This window comes from Stenotrophomonas sp. STEN063 (assembly GCF_056854515.1).
This window is the reverse complement of sequence record NZ_JBXFWF010000022.1, coordinates 1-13,319: the sequence shown is the minus strand read 5'-3', so window position 1 is coordinate 13,319 and position 13,319 is coordinate 1. Positions and strand designations below refer to the sequence as shown.

11 protein-coding genes and 1 tRNA gene are annotated in these 13,319 nt (G+C 65.6%); 10 read left to right on the top strand and 2 right to left on the bottom strand.

Annotation, left to right across the window (positions count from 1 at the left end; translation table 11 throughout):
- Positions 1-55: 55 nt before the first annotated feature.
- The 6 genes from AC1VWL_RS07875 (at position 56) to AC1VWL_RS07850 (ending at position 3,562) form a co-directional block, all read left to right on the top strand.
- On the top strand, positions 56-631 hold the full coding sequence (locus AC1VWL_RS07875; protein WP_481533278.1) for an LPS-assembly lipoprotein LptE: 576 nt from the start codon (positions 56-58) through the stop codon (positions 629-631).
- A gap of 43 nt (positions 632-674) precedes the next feature.
- Positions 675-1,718 (top strand): DNA polymerase III subunit delta, encoded by a 1,044-nt coding sequence (holA, locus tag AC1VWL_RS07870; protein WP_482986328.1) that lies wholly within the window; start codon positions 675-677, stop codon positions 1,716-1,718.
- Positions 1,719-2,429, top strand: coding sequence for a nicotinate-nucleotide adenylyltransferase (gene nadD / locus AC1VWL_RS07865; RefSeq protein WP_482986327.1), 711 nt, complete (start codon positions 1,719-1,721; stop codon positions 2,427-2,429).
- 60 nt (positions 2,430-2,489) lie between these two features.
- The gene (gene rsfS, locus AC1VWL_RS07860; protein WP_282269796.1) at positions 2,490-2,909 is read left to right on the top strand and encodes a ribosome silencing factor; all 420 of its coding nucleotides are present in this window, start codon (positions 2,490-2,492) and stop codon (positions 2,907-2,909) included.
- An 81-nt stretch (positions 2,910-2,990) separates the two neighbouring features.
- The gene (gene rlmH, locus AC1VWL_RS07855; protein ID WP_482986326.1) at positions 2,991-3,461 is read left to right on the top strand and encodes a 23S rRNA (pseudouridine(1915)-N(3))-methyltransferase RlmH; all 471 of its coding nucleotides are present in this window, start codon (positions 2,991-2,993) and stop codon (positions 3,459-3,461) included.
- A 24-nt stretch (positions 3,462-3,485) separates the two neighbouring features.
- A tRNA-Asn gene (locus AC1VWL_RS07850) sits at positions 3,486-3,562 on the top strand.
- 227 nt (positions 3,563-3,789) lie between these two features.
- Here the strand turns inward: AC1VWL_RS07850 and AC1VWL_RS07845 are convergent.
- Both AC1VWL_RS07845 and AC1VWL_RS07840 read right to left on the bottom strand, forming a co-directional pair.
- Positions 3,790-4,452, bottom strand: a complete 663-nt coding sequence (locus tag AC1VWL_RS07845) for an energy transducer TonB (RefSeq protein ID WP_482986325.1) — start codon at positions 4,450-4,452, stop codon at positions 3,790-3,792.
- Between the two features lie 398 nt (positions 4,453-4,850).
- Positions 4,851-5,588: an SIMPL domain-containing protein gene (locus AC1VWL_RS07840; protein WP_481534044.1), complete on the bottom strand. Its 738-nt coding sequence runs from the start codon at positions 5,586-5,588 to the stop codon at positions 4,851-4,853.
- A gap of 131 nt (positions 5,589-5,719) precedes the next feature.
- On the opposite strand from AC1VWL_RS07840, the gene AC1VWL_RS07835 reads away from it, so the two are divergent.
- Genes AC1VWL_RS07835 through tldD form a run of 4 tightly spaced genes read left to right on the top strand, consistent with a single transcriptional unit; the run spans position 5,720 to position 13,163 of the window.
- The gene (locus AC1VWL_RS07835; protein WP_482986353.1) at positions 5,720-6,316 is read left to right on the top strand and encodes a Maf family nucleotide pyrophosphatase; all 597 of its coding nucleotides are present in this window, start codon (positions 5,720-5,722) and stop codon (positions 6,314-6,316) included.
- A 5-nt stretch (positions 6,317-6,321) separates the two neighbouring features.
- Positions 6,322-7,812, top strand: a complete 1,491-nt coding sequence (gene rng / locus AC1VWL_RS07830; RefSeq protein WP_057627141.1) for a ribonuclease G — start codon at positions 6,322-6,324, stop codon at positions 7,810-7,812.
- A gap of 39 nt (positions 7,813-7,851) precedes the next feature.
- Entirely contained in the window at positions 7,852-11,670 is a 3,819-nt protein-coding gene (locus AC1VWL_RS07825; RefSeq protein WP_482986324.1) for a YhdP family protein, read from the top strand.
- 47 nt (positions 11,671-11,717) lie between these two features.
- Positions 11,718-13,163 (top strand): metalloprotease TldD, encoded by a 1,446-nt coding sequence (gene tldD, locus AC1VWL_RS07820; RefSeq protein WP_482986323.1) that lies wholly within the window; start codon positions 11,718-11,720, stop codon positions 13,161-13,163.
- Positions 13,164-13,319: the final 156 nt, after the last annotated feature.

Genomic DNA, 13,319 nt, shown 5'->3' with positions numbered 1-13,319 from the left:
TCAGGCAGGCTTGCTGCCTGTTGCCGCTCCCGGCCGGCTCATCCAGACTGTGTGCATGACTCGATACCTGACTGCCCTGATTCTCGCTGCCACCCTCACCGGGTGCGGCTTCCATCTGCGTAACAAGCTCGCGCTGCCTGCCGATATGCCGGCGGTGCAGGTGGATTCAGCGGTGCGTTACAGCGAACTGGTCAAGATCCTCAACCGCGGCCTGCGCTCTTCCGGCGCCACCGTGGTGGAAGACGGCGACACGCCTGCCGTGGCTGGCAAGACGCCAGGCGTTGCCCGTCTCTTGATCCGCTCCGAGCGCTGGGGTGACCTGCCCATCGCCATCGACGGTCAAGGCCGTGCCCAGGAATACAGCCTGCGCTACGCGGTGGTGTTCTCGTTCCTGCGTCCGGACGGCAGCGTGATCGTGCCGGAACAGGCGGTGGAGCTGTCACGCGACTACGTGTCACCGCCGCAGGACGCCACCGGTACCACCACCGAACGCGAAATCCTTGCCGATGAGCTGCGTCGCGAAATGTCGGCCTCGATCCTGCGTCGTATCGACAGCGTGGTCCGCGCCGATGTGGAAAAAGCCCTGCAGGCCCCCAAGCCTGCGGAGGACGCAGCGGGCGGGGCGCACTGAGTTGACGCGTTCTGGCTTTACGCAGGCGCATAGGGGCTGAGCAATGGAGCTGCGACCGGAACAACTGGCCAGCCAGATCGCCTCCCAAGCCTTGGCGCCGGTGTACCTGATCGCCGGCCCCGAGCTGTTGCGGGTAATCGAGGCCGCCGATGCGGTGCGCGCCAAGGCGCGCGCCGATGGCATTGGCGAGCGCGAAGTATTTGATGCCGATGGTCGTGATTTTGACTGGGGCCAGTTGGCCTCCAGTTTCAACGCGCCCAGTCTGTTCAGTGCACGCCGCCTGGTGGAAGTGCGTCTGCCCAACGGCAAACCGGGCAAGGAGGGCGCCGAGGTCATCAGCGACTTCTGCGCACGGCCTGCGCCGGATGTGGTGCTGCTGATCACTGCCGGTGAGTGGAGCAAGGCGCACCAGGGCAAATGGGCCGAGGCGGTCAACAAGGTTGGCGTGCTGTCGGTGGCCTGGGCGATCAAGCCACACGAGCTGGCGGATTGGATCGAGCGGCGCCTGCGCAGCAAGGGCCTGCGCGCTGATCCTGCCGCCGTGCAGCGCTTGAGCGAACGCGTTGAAGGCAATCTCCTCGCTGCTGCGCAGGAGATCGACAAGCTGGCGCTGCTGGCCGATGGCCAGCCGCTGGATGTTGCCAGGATGGAGTCGCTGGTTGCCGATGCCGCACGCTACGACGTCTTCAGGCTGAGTGAGGCGGCATTCTCCGGGCAGGCGCAGGCTGTGCTGCGGATGGTCGCCGGCTTGCGCGCCGAGGGTGAGGCAGTGGCTGCATTGATGCCGATCCTGATCCGCGAACTGCTGATCACCGCCGGGCTGGCCCGGGTGCAGGCCAGTGGCGGCAACCTGGCTGCGGAAATGAAATCCAAGGGCATCTGGGAATCGCGCCAGGCGCCGTTCAAACGCGCCCTGCAGCGACACCCCGATCCCCGCCGCTGGGAGCGCTTTGTCGCCGAGGCCTCGCAGGTCGACCGCATGGCCAAGGGGCGCGCAGAAGGCGATCCCTGGCTTGCGCTGGAACGGCTGCTGGTTGCGCTGGCTGAAGCCCGCGCAGTGCGCCTGCTTGTCCGTGGCGTGCGCTGAATGAGTACTGCCGGGCTGTCGCCGGCAAACATTGCCGTAGATGGCGGCCTGTGGCTGCTTTACGGCGGCACCTTCGATCCGGTTCATAACGGCCATTTGGCCATCGCGCGCTGCGCTGCAGCCGAGCTGCAGGTGCCGGTGCACCTGATGCCGGCCGCCGATCCGCCGCACAGGGCGCCGCCTGGTGCCAATGCCGCCCAGCGTGCGCACATGCTGGCACTGGCGGTTGCCGACGAGCCCAACCTGCTGTTGGATACCCGCGAACTGCAGCGTGCCCAGCAGCAGCCCGGCGTGCCGTCATGGACCGTGGACACACTGCGCGACCTCCGCGCCCAGATTGGCCCTCAGCGCCCTTTGGCCATGCTGATGGGCGCTGACAGCCTGCTCGGCTTGCCCAGCTGGCACCAATGGGAGCACCTGCTCGATCTTGCGCATATCGTGGTGGCTGAACGCCCAGGCAGTGGCCTGGATGGCGATCTGCCAGCGGAACTTGCGCAACGGCTGAAGGGCGCCTGGGTCAGTTCGTCCGATTGCCTGACCGCCAGTCCGGCAGGGGCCGTCTGGCGGCTGCGCCAGCCGCTGCATGCCGAGTCGGCCACCGAGGTGCGGGCGGCCATAGCAAGTGGCGGGCCATGGCGGGATCTGTTGCCTTCGGCGGTGGCCGGGTACATCCTTGCGCAAGGCCTGTACGGCAGTGCCGCGCCGGTGTGAATGCCGGCAGCGGGCATGTTCTCTATAATCGTCCCCCTTAATTCATCGAGTTCTGCTGCTTTGACCACCGAAGCCCAAGTCATCAAGACCCAAATGCCCAGCCCGGCACCCTCCGTACCGGCCCTGCTGGCGTCCGTTCACTCCGCCCTTGAGGAGATCAAGGCCCGGGATGCCGTCGAGCTCGATGTGCGTGGCAAGTCCAGCGTGGCTGATTACATGGTGGTGGTCTCCGGTACCTCTACCCGTCACGTCAAGTCGATTGGCGAGGAAGTCGTGCGTTTCGCCAAGAACCTTGGTGTGATGCCGCTGGGTGTCGAGGGCGAGCGCGAAGCCGAGTGGGTGCTGGTTGATCTGGGCGATGTCATCGTCCACGTCATGTTGCCGCGCGTGCGCGAGCTGTACGCGCTGGAGCGTCTGTGGACCGTCGGCGACCAGCCGCGCTCGGCCTACGACGACGAAGACGAGCAGGATGCTGGCTGAGCCTGACGGCCACAGCTTCTGTTGCTGTGACGGCGCCGCAGGGCGCCGTCTTCGTTTGTGCAGGTTGATAGGAGGGGACGCATGAAAGCCAGATTGATCGCCACCGGTGAACGCGCGCCGTCCTGGGTGGCGCAGGGCTTTGCCGAGTACCAGAAGCGCCTGTCGCATTGGTTGCCGCTGGAGCTGGTGGAAATCGAGCCGGGCCTGCGTGGCAAGGGGCGCGATCCCAAGCGCGCGATCGAGGACGAGGGCAAGCGGGTATTGGCTGCGCTGCCCAAGAATCCTTACGTGGTGGCACTTGATGTGCCAGGCAAGCAGCTCAGTTCCAAGCAGCTGGCGCAGCGTTTGGAACACTGGCGTACGCAGGGACGCGACCTGGCGTTCCTGATTGGTGGCCCGGAAGGGCACGCAGCGGAAGTGTCCGCAGTGGCCGACGAGAAGTGGTCGATAGGCCCGCTGACCTTGCCGCATATGCTGGTTCGGCTGGTCGTGGCCGAGCAGTTGTATCGCGCAGCGGCGATGTTGGCCAATCACCCCTACCATCGCGCGTAATTAACGTATAGAATGCGCCTCCCCGCCCGAATAGCTCAGCCGGTTAGAGCACTTGACTGTTAATCAGGGGGTCGTTGGTTCGAGTCCAACTTCGGGCGCCAAGATTTGATTGAAGACCCGCATCGCGAGATGCGGGTCTTTTTTTGCCTGTTGTTCACGTTGGCGTGACGTGCAGGGCGCGAGCACGGCTCGCACCAGGCGAGCGAGCTCTCGGCATGACGCGGGCGGAAGCCGTCGAACTTTTTCAAGCATGGCGACGCTCGCTATTGGGGCTGGCAGTGCCAATGGCAGCGCCGCAACGCGCTGCCATTAGCGGTTGCCAGAACTGTCAGCCAAGCTTGAAGTCGACCGGGATCAAGCCATAGGCCTGTACCGGGCGACCGCCGTCGGTAGCGGGTTGGAACTTCCAGCGGCGCAGCACCTGGCTGCGGGCGGCATTGTCCAGGCTGCGGTTGCCACTGCTGCGTTCGATGCTGACTTCCAGTGGCGAGCCATCCACATCCACCAGGACCCGCAGTGTCACCGTGCCCTGTGCACCGGCGACCAGTGCATCACGCGGATAGCCCGGCGCTGGAGCATTGAGGTAACGCAGCTGCACGCCTTGCAGCGGTGTGGAGGGGCCGATTGGATCGATGGAAGGGCTGTTGTCGACGGCAGGTGCGACATCCACCGGTGCGGTGACGACTGCCTCGGTCGCGAAGATCGGCATCGGCGCGTTGTCCACCGGTGCGGCCAGTGCCGGTTGCCGCGGCGGTGACGGGGTGCTGGTCACTGGTACATCGATTGGTGGTGCGGGTGGATTGGGGACGATGGGTTTGGCGTCGGGGACCAGCCAACGCTCACGCACCGCTTCGTTGTGGATCGGTACCTGTGACAACGGAATCAACAGCAAGCCCAGGGCAAATGCGTGCAGGGCCAGGGCCGTGCTGTAGGCAAGGATGCGCGAGGGTTCTACGTGCAGGGACGGACTGCGTTGTTGCGTGCGGACCATGTACCACCTCCATGCGTGGGCGTGTGACAGAGAACAACGCGCGATGACACGGGACGGGGTTGCTCGACTGCGTCCCGTAACTGCAGTGCGCCCTTTATTCAGGCATTCGGCAAGCGGGGTGCTTGTTTCTGGTCAGCTGGCGGACAGCTTGAGGGGGGCAGGCCGGCGGTTGTAGGAGCGGCGTAAGCCGCGAAGCAGGTGGATCTGAAGATGGCACAGCTGCCAATGGCTTCATTGGTGTCAGCTTCGCGGCTTACGCCGCTCCTACAGACAAGGGCGGAATTGTGGAGGTCCGTTGGCGAGCAGCCCCGGATGCGCTGAGCTACCGGTCGGCGAGCTGCTTGGCCAAAACAAAACGGCGCCCGAGGGCGCCGTTCCGATTGCGGTGGCCGCGTTGCTCAGCGGCCCAGTTCGAACACCACGTCCAGGTTGACCGAGACGGTGGTTTCGCCCGGCGACACCGCAGTATCCATTTCCATCTTGTTGGCGCGGCCGGCGGCCATGGCCATCATCGGCATCGGTCGGAAGCCGCCCTGGCTGCCTTCGGAAATGCTGACGATGCGGCGCACGCGCAGGCCCAGCGACTTGGCATAGGTTTCGGCGCGGGCCTGGGCCTTCTTCAGCGCGGCCAGGCGGGCCTCGTCATAGACCGGTTCCGGCTGGTCGATCTCGAAGCTGGGGCCGTTGATCTGGTTTGCACCCTGTGCGGCCAGGCTGTCCAGCACCTTGCCCAGCTTGCTGATGTCGCGCACCTTCAGGCTGACGGTGTTGTTGGCCTGGTAGCCGGTGATCTTCGGCGCTTCGTTCTCGGCGTAGCGGTACTGCGGACTGAGGTTGATACCGCTGGTCTGGATGTCGCGCTCGGCAATGCCGGCAGCCTTGATCGCCGCCATCACCTTGTCCATCTGCACGGCGTTGTCGCGCATGGCGGCGTTGCCATCGGCGGCCTGGGTGACCACCCCGGCAGACAGCGTGGCCACGTCCGGCACACGGTGGGCTTCGGCCTGGGCGGAGACGTTCAACAGGGTCGCGTCGCTGGCAACCACGGCCGGGACGGTTTGGGCATTGGCGGTCATCGAGACTCCAAGAGCGAGAGACAGGGACAGCAGCAGTGGGGCGAGGGCGGTACGGCGCATGGTGATCCTCCTTGGCTGGATCGTGAAAATGAACACAAGGCGATGAACGGGTGGTGAGCCATGATGGGGTCGCGGTCACTTTGCCAGCAATGCTCATCATTCAGGTTGCTGGCGCAGGTTATGCTTTCACGATGCTTTATCTCGCCTCCCGCTCCCCCCGTCGCAACGAACTGCTGTCCCGCCTTGATCTGCCCTTCCGCGCCCTCGATCTGGAGGTGCCGGAGCAGCGTGCGCCGGGCGAGGCGGCCGAGGCCTATGTGCGCCGGGTTGCGCGGGATAAGGCCCGGGCAGGGCTGGCGCTGGTCGCTGACGACCCGCAGGCGGTGGTGCTGGGCTCCGATACCGAGGTTGTGCTGGATGACCGGGTCTATGGCAAGCCGGCCGATGCCGACGATGCGGCAGCCATGCTGGCCTCGCTGGCCGGGCGCACGCACCGGGTGATCACCGTGGTGGCGTTGGCCGCGGCCGGGCGGCATGCGTTGGAGACGGTCGTTTCGGAAGTGAGCTTTGCGCCGATGAGTGCAGAGCAGATCCAGGCCTACGTCGCCACCGGCGAGCCGATGGGCAAGGCCGGTGGCTACGCCATCCAGGGCGGGGCGGAGCGCTTCATCCGTCATTTGGCCGGCAGCTACTCCGGGGTGATGGGGCTGCCGCTGCAACAGACCGCCGCGCTGCTGGCGGCATTTGCCGCAGGCGCGGACGACGATTCCATGGACAAGGGGGAATGAAGGACGTGTCTGAAGAAATTCTGGTCAACGTCACCCCGCGCGAAACCCGCGTGGCAGTGATTGAAAACGGCATGTTGCAGGAGCTGCACATCGAGCGCGGTTGGCGCCGTGGTGTGGTCGGCAATATCTACAAGGGCAAGGTGCAGCGGGTCATGCCGGGCATGCAGGCGGCCTTCGTCGAGGTCGGCCTGGACCGTGCTGCGTTCCTGCACGCCAACGACGTCGTTCGTCCCGCACCGGTGGCGGCCGATACCGACGAAACCGCGCCCAGCCTGCCGCTACCTTCCTCGGTGCCGATCGTGGAGCTGTTGCGCGATGGCCAGGACGTGGTGGTGCAGGTAGTCAAGGACCCGATCAGCACCAAGGGCGCTCGCCTGACCACGCAGATCAGCATTCCCTCGCGTTACCTGGTGCTGCTGCCGCAGTCCAAGATGGTCGGGGTTTCGGCCCGCATCGAGGATGAGGGCGAGCGCGCCCGCTTGAAATCGCTGGTTACCGAGATTTCGGCCCAGCATGGCGGCTACGGCTACATCGTGCGCACCAATGCCGAAGGCCAGCCGGCCGAGGCCCTGGCCGAGGACATCTCTTACCTGTCACGGGTCTGGGCGGTGGTGGAACGGCGTGGTCGCGAAGCGCCGCCGTGCAGCATCATCTATGAGGACCTGAGCCTGCCATTGCGCTCGGTACGTGACCTGATCCGCAAGGATGTGGACAAGGTAAAGGTCGATTCCAAGGAAACCTTCGGCCAGCTGCAGGCCTTCGTGGCCAAGTACATGCCGGTGCTGGGCGAGAAGCTGGAGTTGTATACGGGCGATCGTCCGATCTTCGACATGTTCGGCGTCGAGGATGAAATCGTCCGCGCCCTGAACAAGCAGGTGCCGCTCAAGTCCGGTGGCTATCTGGTCATCGACCAGACCGAAGCGATGACCACCATCGACGTCAATACCGGTTCCTTCGTCGGCCAGCGCAACCTGGAAGAGACCGTGTTCCGCACCAACCTGGAGGCGGCACAGACGGTGGCGCGGCAGCTGAGGCTGCGCAACCTCGGCGGCATCATCATCATCGACTTCATCGACATGGATGATGCCGAGCATCGCCGCCAGGTGCTGCGCACGCTTGAAAAGGCGCTTGCCCGCGACCATGCCAAGACCACGGTGTATGACTTCTCGCCGCTGGGTCTGGTCGAAATGACCCGCAAGCGCACCGTCGAAAGCCTGGAGCGCCAACTGTCGGAAACCTGCCCCCAGTGCAGCGGCCGCGGCAGCATCAAGACCGCTGAAACCGTGACGTACGAGATCTTCCGCGAGATCACCCGTGCCGTGCGCCAGTTCGAAGCCGCGCGCCTGCTGGTGATTGCATCGAGCAAGGTGGTCGCGCGCATCACCGACGAAGAATCTGCGGCGGTGGCCGAGCTTGAGGAATTCCTCGGCAAGAGCATCCGCTTCCAGGCCGATGACCAGTACCTGCAGGAGCAGTTCGATGTGGTGCTGCTCTGAGCCAGCTCACTTCGTCGCACGGAAGCACGAAGTGAGCTGATGACCACGCTGTTGCGCCACCGCCTGCGCCGCTTCCGTCGCTATGCCTTGATGGCATTGGCGGTCGCGTTGGTGTGCGTGGCGTTGCTGGTGGGCACGGTCAGCCAGCTGCTGCCGATGGTGGAGGCGCATCCGGACAAGGTTGCTGCCTGGTTGAGTGAACGTGCCGGGCAACCGGTTGCTTTCGATCGTCTGGACACGCGCTGGACCCGGCGCGGCCCGTTGCTGCAGCTCGATGGTTTGCGGGTTGGCCAGGGCGAAGGTGTGCGCATCGGCCAGGCCGAAGTGTTGGTTGCGGTGTATTCGGGTCTACTGCCTGGTGCGCCGCTGACCGAGCTGCGCCTGCGCGGGCTGGCGTTGACCCTGCAACGGGCTGACGATGGCCGTTGGTCGGTGCGTGGCCTGCCCGAGTCCAAGGCGGGTGGCGATCCACTGGACGCACTGCGCAGGCTCGGCGAGCTGCAGGTGATTGGTGGAGCGTTGCAGATACAGGCACCCTCCATCGGCCTGCAGACCCGCATTCCGCGTATCGACCTGCGCCTGCGCGTGGACGGCGAGCGTCTGCGGGTAGGCGCCAAGGGCTGGATCGATACCACCGCTGCGCCGGTCACCGCGGTATTGGATTTCCAGCGCCAGCGTGGTGATGGGCAAGCGTGGTTCTCGGCCGATCCGGCCGAACTGGGCGCATGGTCTTCGTTGTTGAAATTTGCCGGGGTGCAGCTGCGCCAGGGCAAGGGTGAACTGCAGGGCTGGGTGCAGCTGCAGGACAATCGCGTGGTGGCGGTCAGCGCCGTGGGCGAACTGGACGATGTACAGCTTGCTGGCGCGCCGTTGCCAGGCTCCGCCGCACCGAGCGTGGCTTTCAGCAAGCTGCAGCTGCGCGCGCGCTGGAAAGCGATCGACGGCGGCTGGCGGCTGGACGCGCCCAGGCTGCGGATCGCTACCGACAGCAACACCCAGTCACTGGATGGCTTGCTGCTGGCCGGCGGCAAGCACTACGTGGTGCAGGGCAAGCAGCTCGATGCTGGTCCGATGCTGCAGGTACTCGCGCTCAGCGACCGCCTGGAGCCCAGCCTGCGGAACTGGCTGCATCGGTCCAAGCCATCGTTGAAGTTCGCCGATATCAGTCTGCTCGGAACTGCCGATGGCCCCTTGCGTGCCAGTGGCGAGCTGCTGGACGCCAGTTTTTCGCCGGTTGGTGGCAGCCCCGGCGTCACTGGTCTGCGCGGGCATTTCGAAGGCGACGCACAGGCGTTTTCGCTGGGTCTGAAGCCGGATCACGTGGTGCGTTTCGATTGGCCGACCGGCTTCGGGGTGCTGCATGAGCTGCAGCTTTCCGGCGATCTGGTCGGCTGGCGCGAAGGTGCCGGTTGGCAGATAGGGACGCCGGCTTTGCGGGTGCAGGGCCAGAACTATGCTGCTGACGTGCGTGGCGGGCTGTGGTTCCAGGGCGACGGCACCCGGCCATGGATCAGCCTGGCCGCCAAGATCGATGATGTGCCGATGACTGCGGCCAAGCAGTTCTGGGTGCGCTCGAGCATGAGTGACGCCGCGATCGGGTGGCTGGATGCGGCACTGGTGGATGGCACCCTGCGCGGCGGCACCGGCTTGGCCGTCGGCGACCTCGACGACTGGCCGTTCACCGGCAACAACGGTCGCTTCGAGGCGGGCGGGCATATCGACGATGGTTCGATCCGCTTCCAGCAGGACTGGCCGCTGATGCAGCACGTCAATGCCGATATCAACTTCATCGGCGGCGGTTTCGATTTGACAGGTCGCGGCGATCTGGCCGGGGTCAAGGTGGATCACCTGCGCGCTGGCATCGCCAGCTTCGCTGAATCCAAGCTGGTGGTGCAGGCCAGTACCGTCGACGAAAGCGCGCGCCTGTTGGCCATGCTGCGGCAGAGCCCGTTGCAGGCCAGCTATGGCGACACCCTGGACAACCTGAGCGTGGCCGGGCCGGCGGCGGTCAATTTCGATCTGCTGCTACCGCTGCACCACGATGGTGGCGGGCATCTGCTCGGTGACGTCGATCTGCGCGATGTGCGCATGGCCGACAAGCGCTGGGACCTGCAGTTCGAGGGGGTGCGCGGCAAGGCCCAGTACAGCAGCGACGGCTTCGACGCGCCGGCATTGCAGGTACGCCATCAGGAACGCGATGGGGTGCTGGCGCTGCGCGCTGGCAAGCCGGTGAAGGACCCCGCGCATGCCTTCGAGGCCGAGCTGAGTGCGGATCTGGATGCGGGCAAGCTGCTGGACCGTGCGCCGGAGCTGGCTTGGCTCAAGCCCTACGTGCACGGCACTTCTGCGTGGACGGTCGGGGTCAGCCTGCCCAAGGAGCAGGCTGGCGTACGCAGCGGCCCACCGACCCTGCTGACCCTGCGTTCGGACCTGCAGGGTACCCGTCTGCAGTTGCCGGCACCGTTGAACAAGCCGGCCGCCGATGCGCTGGCGACGACCGTGCAGGCGGCTTTGCCGATGGGCGCCGGGCGCATAGACGTGTCCTTCGGCAAGTTGATGGCCTTGGCTGCGCGCAGCCAGAACGGCAAGACCGGCGTACAGGTCACGATGGGCAGCGACACGGTCGATCACGAGCCGCCGGCCGATGGGCTGGTGGTCAACGGCCGTACCCCGTCGCTGGACGCGTTGGAGTGGATCAGCCTGGCGCGCGGCGACGGCAACGATACGGGCGATGGCGGCGTAGCGCTCAAGCAGGTGGACGTACTGGCTGACCAGCTGTTGATGGTGGGCGGGCGCTTCGCGCAGACCCGGTTGCAGCTGCGGCCCGGTGCCGACGCTGTGGCAGTGCAGCTTGATGGCCCAGCCCTGGCCGGCAACCTGCGCGTCCCTACCGCCGACGGCGGCACGGTGAGTGGGCAGCTTTCGCGGGTCTACTGGCAGGCGGCAAAGGCGGCGACGGCCGAATCCAGCGACACCCCGGCCGAACCGCTCAACCCGGCCAACATCCCGCCGCTGGCACTGGATATCGACGACCTGCAGTTCGCCACGATCAAGCTTGGCCAGACCCGTCTGCGCACGCGCCCGACCGGTGACGGCCTGCAGGTGCAGGAGCTGTCGATCCGCGCGCCCAAGCAGGTCATCGACGTGCACGGTGAGTGGCGTGGCATGGGCGCGCAGGCCCGAACCCAGGCCACGGTGCAGGTACAGAGCGAAGACCTGGGTGATCTGTTGCAGCGCCTTGGCTATGCCGGGCAATTGCGCGGTGGCCAGGGCAAGGTGAACCTGCAGACCGGTTGGCAGGGTGGGCCGATGGCTTTCAACCTGGCCACGCTGGAGGGCGGCATGGACATGAACCTGCGCAATGGCCAGCTGCTGGAAGTCGACCCCGGCGCCGGTCGTGTGCTCGGCCTGCTGAGCGTGGCGCAGTTGCCGCGACGCTTGCTGTTTGACTTCCGCGACCTGTTTTCCAAGGGTTTGGCGTTCAACCATGTCGAGGGCGCGATGCGCTTTGGTGATGGCCAGGCCAATACCGACAAGATCGCCATCGAGGCACCCGCGGCGGAGATCACCATTCGCGGCCAGGCTGACCTGGTGGCCCAGCAGTTCAACCAGACCATTGATGTGAACCCGCGTTCGGGCAATCTGCTCACGGTGGTTGGTGCGGTGGCCGGTGGCCCGGTAGGCGCGGCAGTGGGCGCCGCAGCCAATGCGGTGCTGGGCAAGCCACTGGGCGAGATCGGCTCCAAGACCTATAAGGTCACCGGGCCATGGAAAGACCCCAAGGTCGAAGTGCTGGACCGTGACGCCGCCCGCCTGCCGCCTCCGGTAGTTACCCCCGGCGCTGCCAGCAACCCCTGAATCAATGCAGGCTTGCATGCAGCGGGCCTGCCCCCATCTGGATAGTCATGACCGATAACGCACTCTCGCTCGCCGAAACCCGCCTGCTGCTGCCTGCAGGACTGGATGCCAATCGCCTTGAACGCACCTTTGGCACCTTGCTGGGGCCGGGCATCGATTTTGGCGACCTGTACTTCCAGCATTCACGCCGCGAGAGCTGGAGTGTCGAGGACGGCATCGTCAAGGACGGTGCGCATTCGATCGAACAGGGCGTGGGCGTGCGCGCGATTGCCGGCGAGAAGACCGGCTTTGCCTACTCGGACGATATCCAGCCGGCAGCCCTGCTGGCTGCTGCACAGTCGGCACGCGCCATCTCCCGCGAGGGCGGTGAGCAGAACGTTTGCTCGCTGGTGCGCGGCAGTGGTCGCGCGCTGTACCCGGCGCTGGACCCGGTGGACAGCATCGGCAACGAGACCAAGGTGGAAGTGCTCAAGCGTCTGGATCGCTACCTGCGTGCGGCCGATAGCCGCGTGCAGCAGGTGATGGTGAGCCTGTCCGGCGGCGTCGACACGGTGCTGATCGCGCGCAGCGACGGCGTGCTGGCCGCTGACGTGCGCCCGCTGGTGCGTTTGAACGTACAGGTCATCGTCGAACAGAACGGTCGCCGCGAGTCCGGCTATGCCGGCGGCGGTGGCCGCTACAGCTATGAAGAACTGTTTGCCGGTGAGCGTCCGGAGGCCTTCGCCCGCGAAGCGCTGCGCCAGGCGTTGGTGAATCTGGAAGCCATTCCAGCCCCGGCCGGGGTGATGCCGGTGGTGCTCGGCCCGGGCTGGCCCGGCGTGCTGCTGCACGAAGCGGTCGGCCACGGCCTGGAAGGTGATTTCAACCGCAAGGGCACCAGCGTCTATGCCGGTCGCATCGGTGAGCGGGTGGCTTCGCCGGGCGTCACGATTGTCGATGACGGCACCCTTGATGGCCGCCGTGGTTCCTTGAACATTGATGACGAAGGCACGCCGACCCAGTGCACCACGCTGATCGAGGACGGCATCCTGGTTGGCTACATGCAGGACACGCTCAACGCGCGTTTGATGGGTGTTGCGCCGACCGGCAACGGCCGCCGCGAATCGTTCGCGCACATGACCATGCCGCGCATGACCAACACCTACATGCGCGCAGGCAACCATGACCCGGAGGAGATGATCCGTTCGGTGAAGAAGGGTTTGTACGCGGTCAACTTCGGCGGTGGCCAGGTCGACATCACCAGCGGCAAGTACGTGTTCTCGGCGACCGAGGCCTACCTGATCGAAGACGGCAGGATCACTGCGCCGGTGAAGGGTGCGACCCTGATCGGCAACGGTCCGGAGACCATGCAGAAGGTACGCATGATCGGCAACGATCTGGCGCTGGACGAAGGCGTGGGCATCTGCGGCAAGGACGGGCAGAGCGTACCGGTCGGTGTCGGCCAGCCGTCGTTGCTGATTGATGGGCTGACGGTGGGTGGTACGCAGGCCTGAGTTTGAGGCTAAGGCTGAAGAGCCCCCCCTCATCCGCCCCCCGCCTTCGCGGGGGCAGGCTCTTCGGGCACCTTCTCCCGTAAACGGGAGAAGGGATTGCAGAGCTGCAGTTCGAGCTGACTCCGCCAAATTCCACATGCCAGCCGTGCCTTCTCC

What these genes read in the sequence shown, in the direction of transcription:
- AC1VWL_RS07835 (WP_482986353.1), top strand. Translation starts at nt 5,720, where the DNA reads ATGCTTTATCTCGCCTCCCGCTCCCCCCGTCGCAACGAACTGCTGTCC.
- AC1VWL_RS07875 (WP_481533278.1), top strand. Translation starts at nt 56, where the DNA reads ATGACTCGATACCTGACTGCCCTGATTCTCGCTGCCACCCTCACCGGG.
- nadD (WP_482986327.1), top strand. Translation starts at nt 1,719, where the DNA reads ATGAGTACTGCCGGGCTGTCGCCGGCAAACATTGCCGTAGATGGCGGC.
- AC1VWL_RS07825 (WP_482986324.1), top strand. Translation starts at nt 7,852, where the DNA reads ATGACCACGCTGTTGCGCCACCGCCTGCGCCGCTTCCGTCGCTATGCC.
- holA (WP_482986328.1), top strand. Translation starts at nt 675, where the DNA reads ATGGAGCTGCGACCGGAACAACTGGCCAGCCAGATCGCCTCCCAAGCC.
- AC1VWL_RS07845 (WP_482986325.1), bottom strand. Translation starts at nt 4,452, where the DNA reads ATGGTCCGCACGCAACAACGCAGTCCGTCCCTGCACGTAGAACCCTCG.
- rlmH (WP_482986326.1), top strand. Translation starts at nt 2,991, where the DNA reads ATGAAAGCCAGATTGATCGCCACCGGTGAACGCGCGCCGTCCTGGGTG.
- tldD (WP_482986323.1), top strand. Translation starts at nt 11,718, where the DNA reads ATGACCGATAACGCACTCTCGCTCGCCGAAACCCGCCTGCTGCTGCCT.
- AC1VWL_RS07840 (WP_481534044.1), bottom strand. Translation starts at nt 5,588, where the DNA reads ATGCGCCGTACCGCCCTCGCCCCACTGCTGCTGTCCCTGTCTCTCGCT.